Annotated in this window: 10 protein-coding genes and 1 tRNA gene; 6 read left to right on the top strand and 5 right to left on the bottom strand. The window is 59.6% G+C overall.

Annotation, left to right across the window (positions count from 1 at the left end):
• Nucleotides 1-60 precede the first annotated feature (60 nt).
• The 3 genes from GHO32_RS06750 (at nt 61) to GHO32_RS06740 (ending at nt 4106) form a co-directional block, all read left to right on the top strand.
• The gene (locus GHO32_RS06750) at nt 61-555 is read left to right on the top strand and encodes a sigma-70 family RNA polymerase sigma factor (protein WP_048387432.1); all 495 of its coding nucleotides are present in this window, start codon (nt 61-63) and stop codon (nt 553-555) included.
• Nucleotides 555-1532: a FecR family protein gene (locus GHO32_RS06745; protein WP_153336109.1), complete on the top strand. Its 978-nt coding sequence runs from the start codon at nt 555-557 to the stop codon at nt 1530-1532. Before GHO32_RS06750 ends, GHO32_RS06745 begins: the two co-directional genes overlap by 1 nt.
• A gap of 228 nt (nt 1533-1760) precedes the next feature.
• On the top strand, nt 1761-4106 hold the full coding sequence (locus tag GHO32_RS06740; protein WP_256665493.1) for a TonB-dependent receptor: 2346 nt from the start codon (nt 1761-1763) through the stop codon (nt 4104-4106).
• 70 nt (nt 4107-4176) lie between these two features.
• On the opposite strand, the gene GHO32_RS06735 is transcribed toward GHO32_RS06740, so the two are convergent.
• From GHO32_RS06735 to uvrB, 5 genes are all read right to left on the bottom strand, one after another.
• The gene (locus tag GHO32_RS06735) at nt 4177-5325 is read right to left on the bottom strand and encodes an MFS transporter (RefSeq protein WP_153336097.1); all 1149 of its coding nucleotides are present in this window, start codon (nt 5323-5325) and stop codon (nt 4177-4179) included.
• A 180-nt stretch (nt 5326-5505) separates the two neighbouring features.
• Nucleotides 5506-6849, bottom strand: a complete 1344-nt coding sequence (locus tag GHO32_RS06730; protein ID WP_153336096.1) for a cytochrome c — start codon at nt 6847-6849, stop codon at nt 5506-5508.
• A 1-nt stretch (nt 6850) separates the two neighbouring features.
• A complete protein-coding gene (locus tag GHO32_RS06725; RefSeq protein WP_153336095.1) occupies nt 6851-8443 on the bottom strand; it encodes a GMC family oxidoreductase in 1593 nt (530 codons plus the stop codon).
• A complete protein-coding gene (locus GHO32_RS06720; protein WP_153336094.1) occupies nt 8440-9084 on the bottom strand; it encodes a sugar dehydrogenase complex small subunit in 645 nt (214 codons plus the stop codon). The genes GHO32_RS06725 and GHO32_RS06720 overlap by 4 nt, the downstream gene beginning before the upstream one ends.
• A gap of 282 nt (nt 9085-9366) precedes the next feature.
• Nucleotides 9367-11382, bottom strand: coding sequence for an excinuclease ABC subunit UvrB (gene uvrB, locus GHO32_RS06715; RefSeq protein ID WP_048387442.1), 2016 nt, complete (start codon nt 11380-11382; stop codon nt 9367-9369).
• Between the two features lie 335 nt (nt 11383-11717).
• Here uvrB and GHO32_RS06710 point away from each other — a divergent pair, with 335 nt between their 5' ends.
• From GHO32_RS06710 to GHO32_RS06700, 3 genes are all read left to right on the top strand, one after another.
• On the top strand, nt 11718-12914 hold the full coding sequence (locus GHO32_RS06710) for an amino acid aminotransferase (RefSeq protein ID WP_153336093.1): 1197 nt from the start codon (nt 11718-11720) through the stop codon (nt 12912-12914).
• Nucleotides 12915-12980: 66 nt separating this feature from the next.
• Nucleotides 12981-13056, top strand: a tRNA-Asn gene (locus GHO32_RS06705).
• A 617-nt stretch (nt 13057-13673) separates the two neighbouring features.
• Nucleotides 13674-15686, top strand: a 2013-nt coding sequence (locus GHO32_RS06700) for a type VI secretion system Vgr family protein (protein WP_153442804.1), incomplete at its 3' end; no start/stop codon positions are given.

Here is a 15686-nt window from a genome sequence, read left to right as displayed (position 1 = left end):
TGATTGCTGGGATTAATAGGAAGCATTACTATTCACGCCCCATCTATTCAGTCCAGTGCGATGACTCACAAAGTGCCCCGCCGAGCGGGCTTTTTTGAACATTACGAAGAGTTGATCGGTACCTGGACGCGTCGCTTGCGTAACCGCCAGCAGGCGCAAGACTTGGCCCATGACACTTTTGTACGCGTGCTCGAATCCACTTCGGAGGCCGTCGAGCAGCCGCGTGCCTATTTGCATCAAATGGCGCGTAATATCGCTGTCGATGGTTTTCGCCGTGAAGAGTTACGTGACGCCAAGGAGCAGGCAGCCGTTCCCCCAAGTTCGTCCGAGACGGGCGACCCGGAGCAGTACATGCGTGCTATCCAGTTGGCTGAGTCTGTTGAAAAAGCCCTGCAAGAGCTCCCGCTGAACTGCAGGAAGGTGTTTGTCTGGCAGAAGATCGAAGGCCTGACCCAAGCCGAGATAGCCGAACGCCTGGGACTGTCCAAGAACATGGTGGAAAAATATATGATCCGCACCCTGCGACATTTGCGTGAACGGGTGGAGGCTCAATGATGGATACGCGTGACGGTACCCACGACATCGCCAGTGTGCGTGACGCTGCCGCAACCTGGTTTGCCCGTGTGCAGGCGCAGGCTTTGAATGCGGCGCAGCAGGCTGAATTCGAGGCCTGGCGCGCCCGCCATCCGAGCCATGAAACGGAATACCAATGGCTGGTCAACTTGTGGTCGGCAACAGATTTGTTGCCCAAGGAGCGCCTGCAGGCACTCTGTGAGGTGCCGGTCAAGCCGATCAAGCGCCGTTCTGTACTGGGTTTTGGTCTGGCGGCCAGCGTGCTGGCAATGGCGGGCGGCGCATTGGTGTGGACGCAGTTGCAGTCTATGGGCAATTACCAGGGCAGCTTTGCCACCACGGCAGGCGAGCGCCGCACTGTGACCTTGCCGGATGGCTCGGCTATCGAGCTCAACAGTCGTAGCCAATTGCTGGTCAGTTTTGAACGCCAGCAACGCACGGTGGTGCTCAAGCAGGGCGAGGCGATGTTCAACGTGGCCCACGACACGGATCGGCCTTTTGTGGTGCTCGCAGGCCCTGGCCAGGTGACCGTCACCGGCACCCGTTTTGATGTGCGCCACGAGGACGGCCAGGCGCAAGTCGCTGTGGAGTCGGGCACTGTGCGGGTGCAGGGTAACGAACCGGGATCGCGGGTTAACCTGACGGCGGGGCTGGGCACGGTGGTCAATGCCCAAGGGCAGGTGGCGGCCATACAACCAGTGAATACCGAAGCGCTGACGGCCTGGCGCAAGGGGCAACTGGTGTTCAATAACGCCAGCCTGGCTGAGGTTGCGGCCGAAGTGTCGCGCTATCGGGACACGCCGCTGCACGTCAGTACGCCCGCTCTGGGGCAGTTGCGCCTGACCAGCGTGTTCAAGACCAACGACACCGACGCCTTGCTCAGCGCCTTGCCGCGCATCCTGCCGGTGGCGATCAAAACCCGTGAAGATGGCAGCCAGGAAATCATCTCGGCAAAATAATTTCAGATCGGATTCAGGTTTTTTTCGAGTTCTTCGTCTTCTTGATCAACTGCAACTGGTTTGCATTAACAAGCGCAATCAAATGCGATCAACTGGGCAAGACTCGACGTGAAAAACAACCATCCTTGTGTGCGGTTTTCCTCGCTTAAACCATCTTTGAAAGCTCCATCGTCCAGCGCACGATCGCGCTTGTTGCCACTGGCGCTGGCCCTCGCGGTCAGTGCGGCGATGCCCGCTGCGTTTGCCGGCGAAGCCGTTGCCAGCGCCATCCATATCCAGGCCCAGCCACTGGGTGCCGCGTTGAGCCAGTTGGCGCAGCAAACTTCGTTGCAGGTGTTTTTCAGTCCGCAACTGGTGGCCGGCAAGCAGGCACCAGCGGTCAATGGCAACCTGTCGCCCGAGCAAGCGCTGCGTGAACTGCTGCAAGGCAGCGGCTTGAACTACCAGCTTGATGGCGACGCCGTGACCCTGACCCCGGCGGCCACCGTGAGTACCTCCGACGCTTCCGGCCCGCTGGAACTGGGGCCGGTTGACGTGAAAGTGGTGGGTAACTGGCTGGGCGATGCCAACGCCCAAGTGGTGCAGAACCACCCCGGCGCGCGAACAGTGGTGCGCCGCGAGGCAATGGTCGAGCAGGGCGCAATGACCGTCGGCGACGTGCTCAAGACCATTCCCGGTGTGCAGGTACAGGAATCCAACGGCACCGGTGGCAGCGATATCTCCCTCAACGTCGGCGTGCGCGGCTTGACCTCGCGCCTGTCGCCCCGTTCGACCGTATTGATTGATGGCGTACCGGCGGCGTTTGCCCCGTACGGCCAGCCGCAACTGTCGATGGCGCCGATTTCCTCGGGCAACCTCGACAGCATTGACGTGGTACGCGGTGCCGGTTCGGTGCGCTACGGACCACAGAACGTGGGCGGCGTGATCAACTTTGTGACCCGCGCCATCCCGGAAACCTTTCAGGGCGAAGTCGGCACCACTCTGGAAACCTCCGAGCGTGGCGGCTGGAAGCACCTGGAGTCGGCCTTTTTGGGCGGTACTGCGGACAACGGTATCGGTGCTGCATTGCTCTATTCCGGTGTCAAAGGTGATGGCTACCGGGCGAGCAATAACAACAACGACATCGACGACGTGTTGCTGAAAACCCATTGGGCGCCGACCGATCAAGACGATTTCAGCCTTAACTTCCACTACTACGACGCCACCGCCGACATGCCCGGCGGCCTGACGCAGAAGCAGTTCGATGCCGACCCGTACCAGTCCGTGCGCGACTGGGACAACTTCACCGGGCGCCGCAAGGACGTGTCCTTCAAATACCTGCGGCAGATTGATGACCAGACCCAGTTTGAAGTCCTGACCTACTACACCGACAGCTTCCGTGGCAGCAACATTGCCGCGCGCAACCTGCAAACCCTGGCGTCATACCCGCGTAGCTACCACACCTTCGGCATCGAGCCACGGGTGTCGCACGTCTTCACCCTGGGTGAGGTTACCCAGGAAGTGGGCATTGGCTATCGCTACCTGAAAGAAGCCATGCAGGAAGAAGCCAGCCAGCTGCAACTGGTCAATAACGTGCCTGTGGCCCGTCCTGGGGCTGACGGCCATATTTATCAGGACCGCACCGGCGGGACCGAAGCCAACTCGTTCTATATCGATGACAAGATCGATGTCGGCAAGTGGACCATCACCCCGGGCATTCGCTTCGAGCGCATCAGCACCAACTGGCAGGACCACTCGGTTCTGGATAACAAAGGCGTGCCGGTCCCGGAAAAAAACCGCAGCATCGACAGCAACGAAGCGTTGCCGGCCTTGAGCGTGATGTATCACCTCTCCGATGCCTGGAAACTGTTCGCCAACTACGAAACCTCGTTTGGCAGCTTGCAGTACTTCCAGTTGGGTCAGGGCGGCCAGGGCGACCAGACCGCCGCAGGCCTGAAGCCTGAGAAGGCCAAGACCTATGAAATCGGTACCCGTTATGACAATGGCGTATGGGGCGGCGAAGTCACGCTGTTCTACATCGACTTTGCTGACGAACTGCAATACGTGAGCAACGACGTGGGCTGGACCAACCTCGGCGCGACCAAGCACCAAGGTATCGAAACGTCGGTTCATTACGACATGTCGACGCTTAACCCGGCCCTTGACGGCCTGTCGGTGAACGCCGGTTTCACCTACACCAAAGCCACCTCTGAGGGTGACATCGCCAACTTCAAAGGCCGTGACCTGCCGCTGTACTCGCGCCAAGTGCTCAACCTGGGCGCCCGCTATGTGGTCAACCGCTGGAGCTACAACCTCGACATGTTTGCCCAGTCGCAACAGCATGCGCCGGGCACTGGCGGGGTTTACATCACCGACCCGACGCCGGACGGCCAGTACGGCGATATTCCGGGTTACGCCACCTGGAGCACCCGTGTCGGTTACGACTTTGGTCCTGAAGCCTCGAACCTGAAAGTGGGCGCAGGCATCAAAAACCTGTTCAACCAGGAGTACTACACCCGTTCCAGCGACAACAACTCGGGTATCTACGTGGGTGAGCCGCGCACGTTCTTCGTGCAGGCCAGCGTAGGGTTCTAAAGCAGCACGGTTTGTCTCGCGGTCTTTTGACGGTTTAAAAGATCGCGAGACAAGCTCGCTACAGAGTGAATCAGACTTTCAAGATGCGCCCGCTGATGGCCACGCCTACCAGCATCACGGCGATCAGGCCGAAGGCGATGTTCAAACTGCTGGCATGGGCGATAAAGCCAATGGCCGCAGGCCCTACCAAAATCCCCGCATAACCCAGCGTAGTAATGGCCGGCACGGCGATGCTCTCAGGCATCACGGTCTGCTTGCCCACCGCGGTGTACAGCACCGGCACGATATTCGAGCAGCCGGCACCCACCAGCGCGTAGCCCAACAGCGAGACTTGCCAGTCCGGCGCCACTGTCGCCAACGCCAGCCCGGCGGCGGCAAAAAGACCGCCCAGAACAATGACCCGACGTGCGCCCAGGCGGCTGACGATGGTATCGCCAAGCAACCGGCCTGCCGTCATGGTCAGGGCAAACGCGGCATAACCTAGCCCGGCATACACCTCGTTGATGTGTTTTTCAGCGGTCAGGAATACCGCGCTCCAGTCGAGCATCGCGCCTTCAGCCAAAAACACGGTAAAGCACAGCAGGCCGATAAACAGCACCACGCCATGGGGGATGGCAAACGCCGGGCCGCTGCTCTCGCTGCCATAGGGCAACAGGTGCGGCGCGGCCTTGAACAGCGCCGCGAGGATCAGCACGATGACCACGGCCATTGCCCACAAAGGCGTCAGGCCGATGGCCAGCAGGCCGCTGACCCCGGCAGCGCCGACGATCCCGCCGACACTGAACAAGCCATGAAAGCCCGACATCATGTTGCGCCCGCTGGCGCGTTCAACAATCACTGCCTGCAGGTTGACGGTGGAGTCGACGGTGCCCAGCCCGGCGCCAAAGACAAACAGCGTGGCAATCAGCAACGGGATGGAACTGACTGTCGCCAGCAGCGGCAAACTCAGGCAGATCAACAGGGTCCCGGCGGTCAGCACCCGGCGGCAACCAAAGCGTGTGGCCAGCACCCCGGCAATCGGCATGGCCAGAATCGACCCGACGCCCAACGACAGCAGCAACAGCCCCAATGTCGCGTCATCCAGCCCGGCCCGCGCCTTGGCGTAGGGCACCAGCGGTGCCCAGGCAGCGATGCCGAACCCGGCAATAAAAAAGGCAATTCGCGTCGAAAGTTGTTCGAGACGCCCCGGAACCGGAGGCGCTTTAGGCATGGAGGTCATGGTCTTCCTTGAAGGACAAGCGGCAAAAACAAAGCAACATCCTTACACAGTTGCGGCCAACCTCGCGACCCGCGAACGCCATCACGCTGTGGGAGCGGGCTTGCTCGCGATGGGATCGACGAGGTGTAACAGACAGACCCAGTCGTTTGCATCGCGAGCAAGCCCGCTCCCACGGGGGGCCTAAGCTTTACGCCGTGCGAACACCCAACCCACCAGCAGCACCAGCACGACAATCGCGCCCCAGGCCAGCGCCGGGGCGTAGTTGATCAGCCAGCTCACCGGTGTTTTATCTGACAGAATGCTGGCCACCTCCTGTTCATCCGGCCCGGCCCCTGGCACTTGCCCAAATGTCGAACGTACGTAACGGGCCAGCGCGGCGATTTGCTCGTTGTTCATTTGGTCGCTGAAGCCGGGCATGAGAATGTGCCTGCCATCCATTTCCAGGTTGATGCCCCCGGCGATGACTTGCACCAGGTTATTGGGATGGGCCGAGCGCAGGTCGCGCAACCGACCTAGATCCGGCCCTGCAGTGCCAGTGCCGTCGACCCCGTGGCAACTGGCACACGCCGATTGATACAGCACGGCACCATCGGTGGTGGCGTTGTTGGCCAGATTGCGCCAGCCGGAAATCGGCCCCTCGACTGTGTCGGGGTCGACGCGGGCCGGGCGTGATGGCGCAGCAGGCAATGCTTGGGTAATGACCGGTGGTACCTGGCGCAAATAGGCAATGATGTCGGCAATGTCGCTGTCGCCCAGATGGCTCAGGCTGCGACTCACTGCCAGGCCCATATCACCGCCTGCGACCGCCACCGGGTTATGGCCTTTTAGCAAAAACTGTGTGAGCTCCTGATCGCTCCAGCTACCCAGCCCGGATTTGTCGTTAGTGAGGTTAGGGGCTTGCCAGCCGCCGACAAACGCGCCGCCCAGGTGCTGCTCCGGCAACTCCGCCATGAGGACCCCGCGTGGTGTGTGACACGCACTGCAATGCCCGAGCGCCTCGACCAGATAGCGCCCGCGTTCTGCCGACTCACCGTGTGCAGGTTTCTCGCCTGCCGCGTGTCCTTCCTTCAGGTACAGCACGTTCCAGGCAATCATGGCTGGCCTTATGAACGGGAAGCCCAAATCGGTCGCGCGCACTTCATGGTTGACCGCAGGCACGCTCTGCAAATAGGCGTAGAGCGCTGACACATCGGCATCATTGATGCCGGTGTAAGACGTGTACGGCATTGCCGGGTACAGCCAGCCTTTGCCGGGAGCGCGGCCTTTGCGCAGGGCATCACGCAATTGCTCTTCGCTCCAGCCGCCGATGCCAGTTCGCGTGTCCGGGGTGATGTTGGAGGCATAAATAGGCCCCAGCGGGCTGGCAATTGCCGCGCCGCCCGCCAGATTTTCGCCATGGCAGCCCGCGCAATCGGCCGCCGTGGCGATGTACTTGCCGCGTTCAATCGTGCTGGTATCGCTTGACTGAGCACTGGCCCACTGGGTGCCGAGGGCGAGGGTGACGGCTATCAAGGCTTTACGCATGTCACACCTCCTTGGCGATATGTTTGCCAGCGCGGATGGCTAGCGCCATCCCGGTCAGGGTGGGGTTTACACCGCCCGCCGTGGGCATGACTCCAGTGGTCACCAGAAACAGGTTCTGGTGATCAAAACAGCGCAGATCCCGGTCCACCACAGCATCCTCGGCCTGGGTGCCCATGCGTACCGTGCCCATGATGTGTTGCTGGCAAATCCATTTTGTAGGTGCACTGATCCGCGTACCGTTGGTGGCTTGCAGGAAGTTGGCAAAGTCGTCCATCAGCCGGGGCAGGTTGGCGTTGGTGTAGTCCGAGATCCGGTAGTCCAGGCGCAATCCCGGTAAACCCAGCGAATCCTTGAAGCCGGGGTTCAGGGATATCCCGTTGGCCTTGTCCGGCAAATCTTCGGTCAGGGCTTCAAAGGTGAAAATACGGGCTGAACGATCGTGGATTTCGTCATCCAGCGCGGCGCCGATCTTGCGCTCCGAGAGGGCGGTTTCGGCAATGCCGACAGTGGGCGGGTTGTTCAGCAAGTCATAGCGCGTTGAGGGTATGCGCGTGCGGTCTGGCTGGTTGCGCCGCTGCATGATCGCGCCGTGAATGTTCTGCCCGCGTCCGGCCCACAACGGCTCCGACGAGAGCAGGGTCATGTCGATGGTGGGGTGAACCATCAGGTTGCGCCCGACCATGCCCGAACGCGCCCCGAGGTTGTTCATCAGCATCAGCTTGGGGGTTTCAAAGCCATGGCCGGCCAGCACATAAACTTTGGCCGTGAGCCGCGTGGCAGAGCGGTTTGGCGACAGGTAGTGGAGGGCGGTCACCTTGCCGTCCGCGCCGGTTTCGATCTTGTGCACGATGGCGTTGCTGCGCAGGTCGACGCCCAACTTGCGGATCTTTTCTACGACGTGATACCCCGAGTGCTTGGCACCGATCGGGCAGTTCCAGTTGCACATGTTGTTGCCAATGCACGCGGGACGGCCGTCATAGGGTTTGCTGATACGTGACGACGGGGCGACGTCGATGCGATAGCCCTTGGTTGCAATTTGTTGCTGCAAGCGCTGAATGGCGTAGGGCTTGGCTTCGGGTGGCAGTGGAAAGGGCCGGGAGCGGGGTGGGTAGGTGTACCCCAAGCCTTGGCCGGACTCGTCGTAATCGGCGATGCCGTTGACCCCGATTTCGTACTCGGCGTCGCAATAGAACGGCTCAAGCTCGGCGTAGGTGATGGGCCAGTCCACGGCGAGGCCGAAGCTGGACTTCAAGGTCATGTCTTCGGGGAGCAGGCGCCAAGTGGCCGCCGTCCAGTGCCGTGAGGTGCCGCCCACTGAACGCAGGGTGCCGGGGAACACTTCGATCCCTTCGAGGTGCGGGCTGATATAGCCAGGGCTGAAGCTGTTGGGCGCGTAGGGCACGTCCGGGAACAGCGCGTTGAAATTGTTCTGCCGCGCCGAGTTACGAAAGTTGTCGGTGACTTTCCAGTCCGTGGTTTCAGGCCCGGCTTCCAGCACGATGACTTTTTTCCCGGCGCGGGCCAGTTCCAGCGCCACCATGGAGCCCAATGAACCTGAGCCCACGACAATCACGTCAGCATCGTAATCGCTCATTTTCTCGCCCCCTGGCCCAGTGCCGCACGGGCAGCGTCGATTGAATCGAACCGGCCTTCGGCATAGGCGTGCCAGGCCGGATCAGGGGCGGCGATTGTGTAGTGCTTCAATGGCTGATAAGCCCAGGTGGTGGCGCCTTCCGGCAGATCGGAAGCGTCGACCCCGCGTGGCGTGTCTCGCCACCAGCCTGCCGGGCCGGGTGGGTAGCTCTGCGCAGGGATAATGCCGCCGGTCTTGGCATACGCCTGCATTTCCAGAAACGTGGCGAAGGCGGCGTCATCTTCCAGAATTCGCCCTGACGGCGTGCCGACATAGCCCAAATACCAGGGTTTGGCGATGATCAGTGCCGTGTCCAGATCCGTACCGCTGAGGGCCGATAGACCCGCTTCGCGGCTGGTGCTTGCCGCCAGGGTTTTGTGCAATGCGGCGAGGTGTGCGGCAAAGCCTGCATGACGCTCAGTCAGCAAGGCCTCGATCCGTGCGGCGGCACCGGGGGTCAGGTTATCAGCGCCGGTAATGATCCGGCTCACCTCGCGAAACACATCTGAAGCAGACCCCGCAGCCAACAGCGCACTTGACCAATACAAGGCAGGCGGTATTAACGCAAGTGATACAAGAAAGGAGCGACGATCCATAGACATAGTGCCCACCCTGGCAAACTGATTAACGTCCGGTGTTAATACTTTGAAAGTTGTTTATAGCCAAAATACAACTAACAGCAAGTTTTGGTTGTTAGTCAGGGAGGGGACTTTCAGATTAATAAAATGGGTGTTGAATCTTTGGAATGCGGTTATTTATATATGCGTTTTTGGAAATGCAAATCATTATTGACCTGTAGGAGCGAGCTTTTCTCGCGATCTTTTGATTATTTAAAAGATCGCGAGACAAGCTCGCTCCCACAGTGAACGGCGAGATTTAGATAATTAAACCTGCAACAACCGCTCCCGGAGTTTGCCGATTTCGTCGCGCATTTGTGCGGCGGCTTCGAATTCCAGGTCGCGGGCCAGGGCGTACATTTTTTCTTCCAGTTGGCGAATGCGTTTGCTGATCTCGCTCGGCGAGCGCAATTCGTTTTCGTACTTGGCGTTTTCTTCGGCGGCCTTGGCCATGCCTTTGCGCTTCTTGCTGCGCGAACCCGGTACCACCGCGCCTTCCATGATGTCGGCGACGTCTTTGAACACGCCTTTAGGGGTGATGCCGTTGGCTGCGTTGAACGCGATCTGTTTTTCGCGACGGCGTTCGGTTTCACCAATGGCCCGTTCCATCGACCCGGTGATGCGGTCGGCGTACAGAATCGCCTGGCCATTGAGGTTACGAGCGGCGCGGCCAATGGTCTGGATCAAGGAGCGTTCGGAGCGCAGGAAGCCTTCTTTGTCGGCGTCCAGAATCGCCACCAGCGACACTTCTGGCATGTCCAGGCCTTCACGCAGCAAGTTGATGCCCACCAGCACATCAAACACCCCCAGGCGCAAATCGCGAATGATCTCGACCCGCTCCACGGTGTCGATGTCCGAGTGCAGGTAACGCACGCGCACACCGTGATCGGCCAGGTAGTCGGTCAAGTCTTCGGACATGCGCTTGGTCAGCGTGGTCACCAGCACGCGTTCTTCAATTGCCACGCGTTTGTTGATTTCGGAGAGCAGATCGTCGACCTGGGTCAGCGCCGGGCGAATCTCGATTTGCGGGTCGACCAGACCGGTTGGCCGTACTACCTGCTCAATCACCTGGCCCGCGTGCTCGGCTTCGTAATTGCCCGGGGTCGCCGAGACGAAGATCGTTTGCGGGCTGATGCGCTCCCACTCGTCAAAGCGCATCGGCCGGTTGTCCAGCGCCGAAGGCAGACGGAAGCCATATTCCACCAGGGTTTCTTTACGCGAGCGGTCGCCTTTATACATGGCCCCGACTTGCGGCACGCTGACGTGGGATTCGTCGATCACCAGCAATGCATCAGCAGGCAGGTAATCAAACAGCGTTGGCGGCGGGGCACCCGACTCACGGCCCGAGAGGTAGCGCGAGTAGTTTTCGATGCCGTTGCAATAACCCAGCTCCATGATCATTTCCAGATCGAAGCGGGTGCGCTGTTCCAGGCGCTGCGCCTCAACCAGTTTGTCGTGGGTGCGCAGGTAGTCGAGACGTTCCTTGAGTTCTGCCTTGATCCCTTCGACGGCCTCGAGCAAGGTTTCGCGCGGGGTCACATAGTGGCTTTTCGGATAGAAGGTAAAGCGCGGCATTTTGCGGATCACTTCGCCGGTCAGCGGGTCAAAGGCGCTGATGCTTTCGACTTCGTCATCGAACAGTTCGATGCGGATCGCTTCCAGGTCCGATTCGGCCGGGTAGATGTCAATCACATCGCCGCGCACGCGGAAGGTGGCGCGGGCAAAATCCATGTCATTGCGGGTGTATTGCAGGTCGGCCAGACGGCGCAACAGCTCGCGCTGGTCGAGTTTATCGCCACGGTCGATGTGCAGCACCATCTTCAGATAGGTTTCCGGACTGCCCAAACCATAAATGCACGACACCGTAGTCACGATGATCGCGTCCTTGCGCTCCAGCAACGCCTTGGTCGCCGACAGTCGCATCTGTTCGATGTGGTCGTTGATCGACGCGTCTTTCTCGATAAAGGTATCGGAGGAGGGCACGTAGGCTTCCGGCTGGTAGTAGTCGTAGTACGAGACGAAGTATTCCACCGCATTGTTCGGGAAGAACGACTTGAACTCGCCGTACAACTGCGCGGCCAGGGTTTTGTTCGGCGCCAGCACCAGCGTCGGTCGATTGACATGGGCGATCACGTTGGCAATGCTGAACGTCTTGCCCGAACCTGTTACCCCGAGCAGGGTCTGGTGCGACAGACCGGCCTCAATGCCTTCGATCATCTGGCGAATGGCCACGGGCTGGTCGCCGGCGGGCTGAAAGCGGGTAACGAGCTGAAAATCGGACATAAAGGACCTCTGATTTCGCTTCCTTGAGTCGGGATAATCCCGGCCAAAGCGAGAAAGACTGCACACGACGCATGCCGCAGCGCAAACAGGATACGTGTAAATATGGAGATCGTGACTGACTGTTTCAAGGCGTGAGGCTGGCACGCCGGTTTGGGCAAATATTGCAATTAGACCAGTGGGCCAAAAATAAACTCAAATACTTGGCCAAAACCGGGTTTCGCCTGTTGCCCCAATCCTGATCAGCTTTATACTTGCTCCCCGTTTGTGCACCGCTCTAGTGCAATCGGCTGGAGCGTGTCACCCCCCTCCATCATCCATTCAGAGCCGCCGTAATAATGAGCCTGTTCTCCGCTGTCGAAATGGCACCACGCGATCCTATCCTGGGCCTCAACGAAGCATTCAATGCCGATACTCGTACCGACAAAGTGAATTTGGGGGTCGGTGTTTACTGCAACGAAGAGGGACGAATTCCACTCTTGCGTGCCGTTATCGAAGCCGAAACGATCCGGGCAGCAGAGCACGCTTCGCGTGGCTACTTGCCGATCGATGGCATTCAAGCCTACGACCAGGCGGTACAGAAGCTGCTGTTCGGTGCTGACTCGGCACTGTTGGCGGCTGGCCGTGTGATTACCACGCAATCGGTTGGTGGTACGGGCGCACTGAAAATCGGTGCTGACTTCCTCAAGCAACTGCAGCCAGACGCTGTGGTCGCCATTAGCGATCCAAGCTGGGAAAACCACCGCGCACTGTTCGAAGCCGCGGGTTTCCCGGTACAGAACTACCGTTACTACGACGCCGTCAGCCATGACGTGAACCGCGCTGGCATGCTCGAAGACCTTAACGCCCTGCCTACCGGCTCGATCGTTGTGCTGCACGCCTGCTGCCACAACCCGACCGGCGTTGACCTGACCCCGGCTGACTGGCAGAACGTACTGGAAGTTGTTAAAGCCAAGGGCCTGATCCCGTTCCTGGACATGGCTTACCAGGGCTTTGGCGATGGCATCGCCGAAGACGCCGCTGCCGTGCGTCTGTTTGCTGACTCGGGCCTGAGCTTCTTCGTGTCCAGCTCGTTCTCCAAATCGTTCTCGATCTACGGCGAGCGTGTAGGTGCACTGTCGATCGTCACCCAATCCAAAGACGAGAGCGCTCGCGTACTGTCCCAGGTCAAGCGTGTAATCCGCACCAACTACTCCAACCCGCCGACTCACGGTGCAAGCATTGTCGCGGCCGTTCTCAACAGCCCGGACCTGCGTGCCAAGTGGGAAGCCGAGCTGGCTGAAATGCGCGAGCGCATCAGCGGCATGCGCCGTCAGATGGTTGAACTGCTCGCGAAAAAAGCACCAGGCCACGACTTCAGCTTTGTTGCGCGTCAGCGCGGCATGTTCTCGTACTCCGGCCTGACCGCTGAACAAGTAGGGCGCCTGCGCACCGAGTTTGGCATCTACGCGCTCGACACTGGCCGGATCTGCGTTGCAACCCTGAACCAGCGCAACATCGAAGGCGTGACCGACGCCATTGTGAAGGTCATCTAAAATTTTTTGGAGAGAAGTCAGCCAAAGCGTTGACTTCTTTTTAGATATCAGTAAGATAGCCCTCATTCCGCGATAGCTCAGTTGGTAGAGCAAATGACTGTTAATCATTGGGTCCCTGGTTCGAGTCCAGGTCGTGGAGCCAGATAAAGATTCAAAGCCGCGTGCAGCGCTTTTGAATCGTCCGAAAAACCCGCCGAAAGGCGGGTTTTTCGTTTATGCGCTGAGCTCGCAGATGACCCGCGCATCCTGCCCAAATTGACCATTTCTATCTAGACCGCACCCTAAAAAGTATGGGATTGATTCTAAAGCCCCTGTAGGAGCGAGCTTGTCTCGCGATCTTTTGACCTGGCTTTTGATCTAAAAGCCCTCACCACGCCTCTCCCGAAGGAGAAGCGACCGATTGGGGGATGCTGAATAATTCGGTGGCCTGCTTGCTGCGCGATAGCGCGACGTCGTAGGCGGGGCGGCTTTTCCTAGGACTATTCCCACGCCAAAAAGCTATCAGGCCTACAGTACAGCTTGGGTCTTTACAGGGTTAAATGTTCCTTATTCTGAATAGGAAAAAGGACATCCCTAATGTCGAAACAATACTCCGGCACCACTCCAAAATTACGTCCTGTCCACTTGCCTGTGCTCGGCAGGCAAGAGCAGGGCTAGCGCCCGTCAAAATCCTCCCTCCCTTGGTCTAGATCCACGCCGTGCCAGTTGCCTTCTACCGGTGAAATCCGGGGTAAGGTGCTTGCCGCCTCAGGAGCGCCCATGCCCCGTCAAAGCGATCTGCGTTTTACCTTCGAGCCTCTGCAAGGCGATGCCTTTGAGGTGGTCGAGTTCAAGCTCGAAGAAGGCTTGTCGCAACCCTTTAAATTAAACCTGGACCTGGTCAGCCACGACCCGGCGGTGGACTTTAACCGTGTCCTCGATCTGGGTGCGCTGTTCACGGTGTGGCGCGGCGACACGCCGGTGCGCTATGTCCATGGTCTGGTCAGTCTGTTCCGTCAGGGCGACACCGGTTTTCGCCGTACCCGCTACCACGCGGTGGTCGAGCCGACCTTGGCCCGCGCGGGCCTGCGCTCCAACTGGCGGATGTTTCAGTACAAAACCGTGCCCGATATCATCGCTCTGGTGCTCAAGGGCCAACGCATCACCGACCTCGAAAAACAGATCTGTTTCGATCACCAGACCCGCGAATACTGCGTGCAGGCGGGTGAAACCGATCTCGACTTTATTGCCCGCCTCGCCGCTGAAGAAGGCCTGCTTTACACCTTCGAACACCGCACCGATGGCCACACCTTGATCCTCACCGATCGCGTCGGCGGCCTTGGCACCATCGGCACCCACAAAGACTGCCCGGTGCTCTATCAGCCCATGGGCGGCGGCGATTCGGCAGAGCCTGCCTTGCATCGCTTCAGTTACACCGAGCAGGTGCGCACCTCTCGGCAAGTCCAGCGCGATTACACCTTCACTCACCCGCGCTACAACCAGCAACACACCGCCGATGGCGGCCTGACCCTGAAAAACCAGCACAAGGACTACGAGCGCTACGACTACCCCGGCCGCTACAAACGCGATGCGGCGGGTAAACCTTTTACCAAAACCCGCCTCCACGCCTTGCGCAGCGACGCGCGCATGGCCGAACTCGAAGGCGACGACGCCCGCCTGCAACCCGGTCTGGCCTTCGACCTGAGCGAACACCCACGCCCCGATTTCAACGACCGCTGGCGCAGCATCGCCCTTGAGCACACCGGCAAACAGCACAGCAGCCTGCAAGAAGAAGCCGGCGGCAGCGACTACAGCACCACCTACCATTTAAAAGCCAGCGCCATCCGCTGGGACGCCGAGTGGAAAGCCCCGTTACAGCCCAAACCCTGCATCGACGGCCCGCACACTGCCACCGTGGTCGGCCCGCCAGGCGAAGAGATCTACTGCGACGAATGGGGCCGGGTCAAAGTCAGCTTCCCCTGGGACCGCGACAGCCAGGAAAACGACCACAGCTCCTGCTGGATCCGCGTCACCCAGGGCTGGGCGGGCACCTTATGGGGCGCCATGGCCGTGCCGCGCATCGGCCAGGAACTGATCATCAGCTACCTCGACGGTGACCCCGACCAACCCATCGCCACCGGCAGAGCCTACCGCCAGGCCAACCTGCCGCCCTACGAACTGCCCAAACACAAAACCCGCATGACCATCAAAAGCCGCACCCACAAAGGCACGGGGTTTAACGAACTGCGCTTTGAGGATGAGGTGGGGCAACAGGAGGTTTACATCCATGCCGAGCGGGACAAGAACGTTTACATCAAGCATGACAACACGACGTTTGTGGGCAATGACCGGAAGGAGGAAGTAGGCAATGACGAACACCTCTGCATTGCACATGACCAGTCCAATGAGATCGGACGAGACCGCTCGCTTTCCATCGGGCGTAACCATGAGGTCAGCATCGGCAAAGACCTTTGGCAGCAGGTCGGCAATGATCGCTACGACTCCACCACCGCCAATCACCAAAGCGAAGTCGGTGGCCACAGCCAAAGCACAATCAAAGGCCAGCATCGTTTGACCGCAGGCCAAGGCATGCACCAAGCCACCACGGTCTATCAACTGCAGGCCAGTGAACGCGTGGTGTTCCAGGGGCCCGGCGGCAGTATCACGCTGGATGCACAGGGCATCCATCTCAATGGCGTTGCAATCACCTTGCAGAGCCCGGTGACGGCCAAAGCAGCGGGTGAAGGTAATGCCCTGGCGCTGACGTTGCTGCCCGATACAGGCCAGACCTGC

It is taken from the genome of Pseudomonas sp. FSL R10-2189, assembly GCF_009600325.1.
Taxonomy (GTDB): domain Bacteria; phylum Pseudomonadota; class Gammaproteobacteria; order Pseudomonadales; family Pseudomonadaceae; genus Aquipseudomonas; species Aquipseudomonas helleri.
This window is presented reverse-complemented; position numbering and strand designations above follow the sequence as displayed.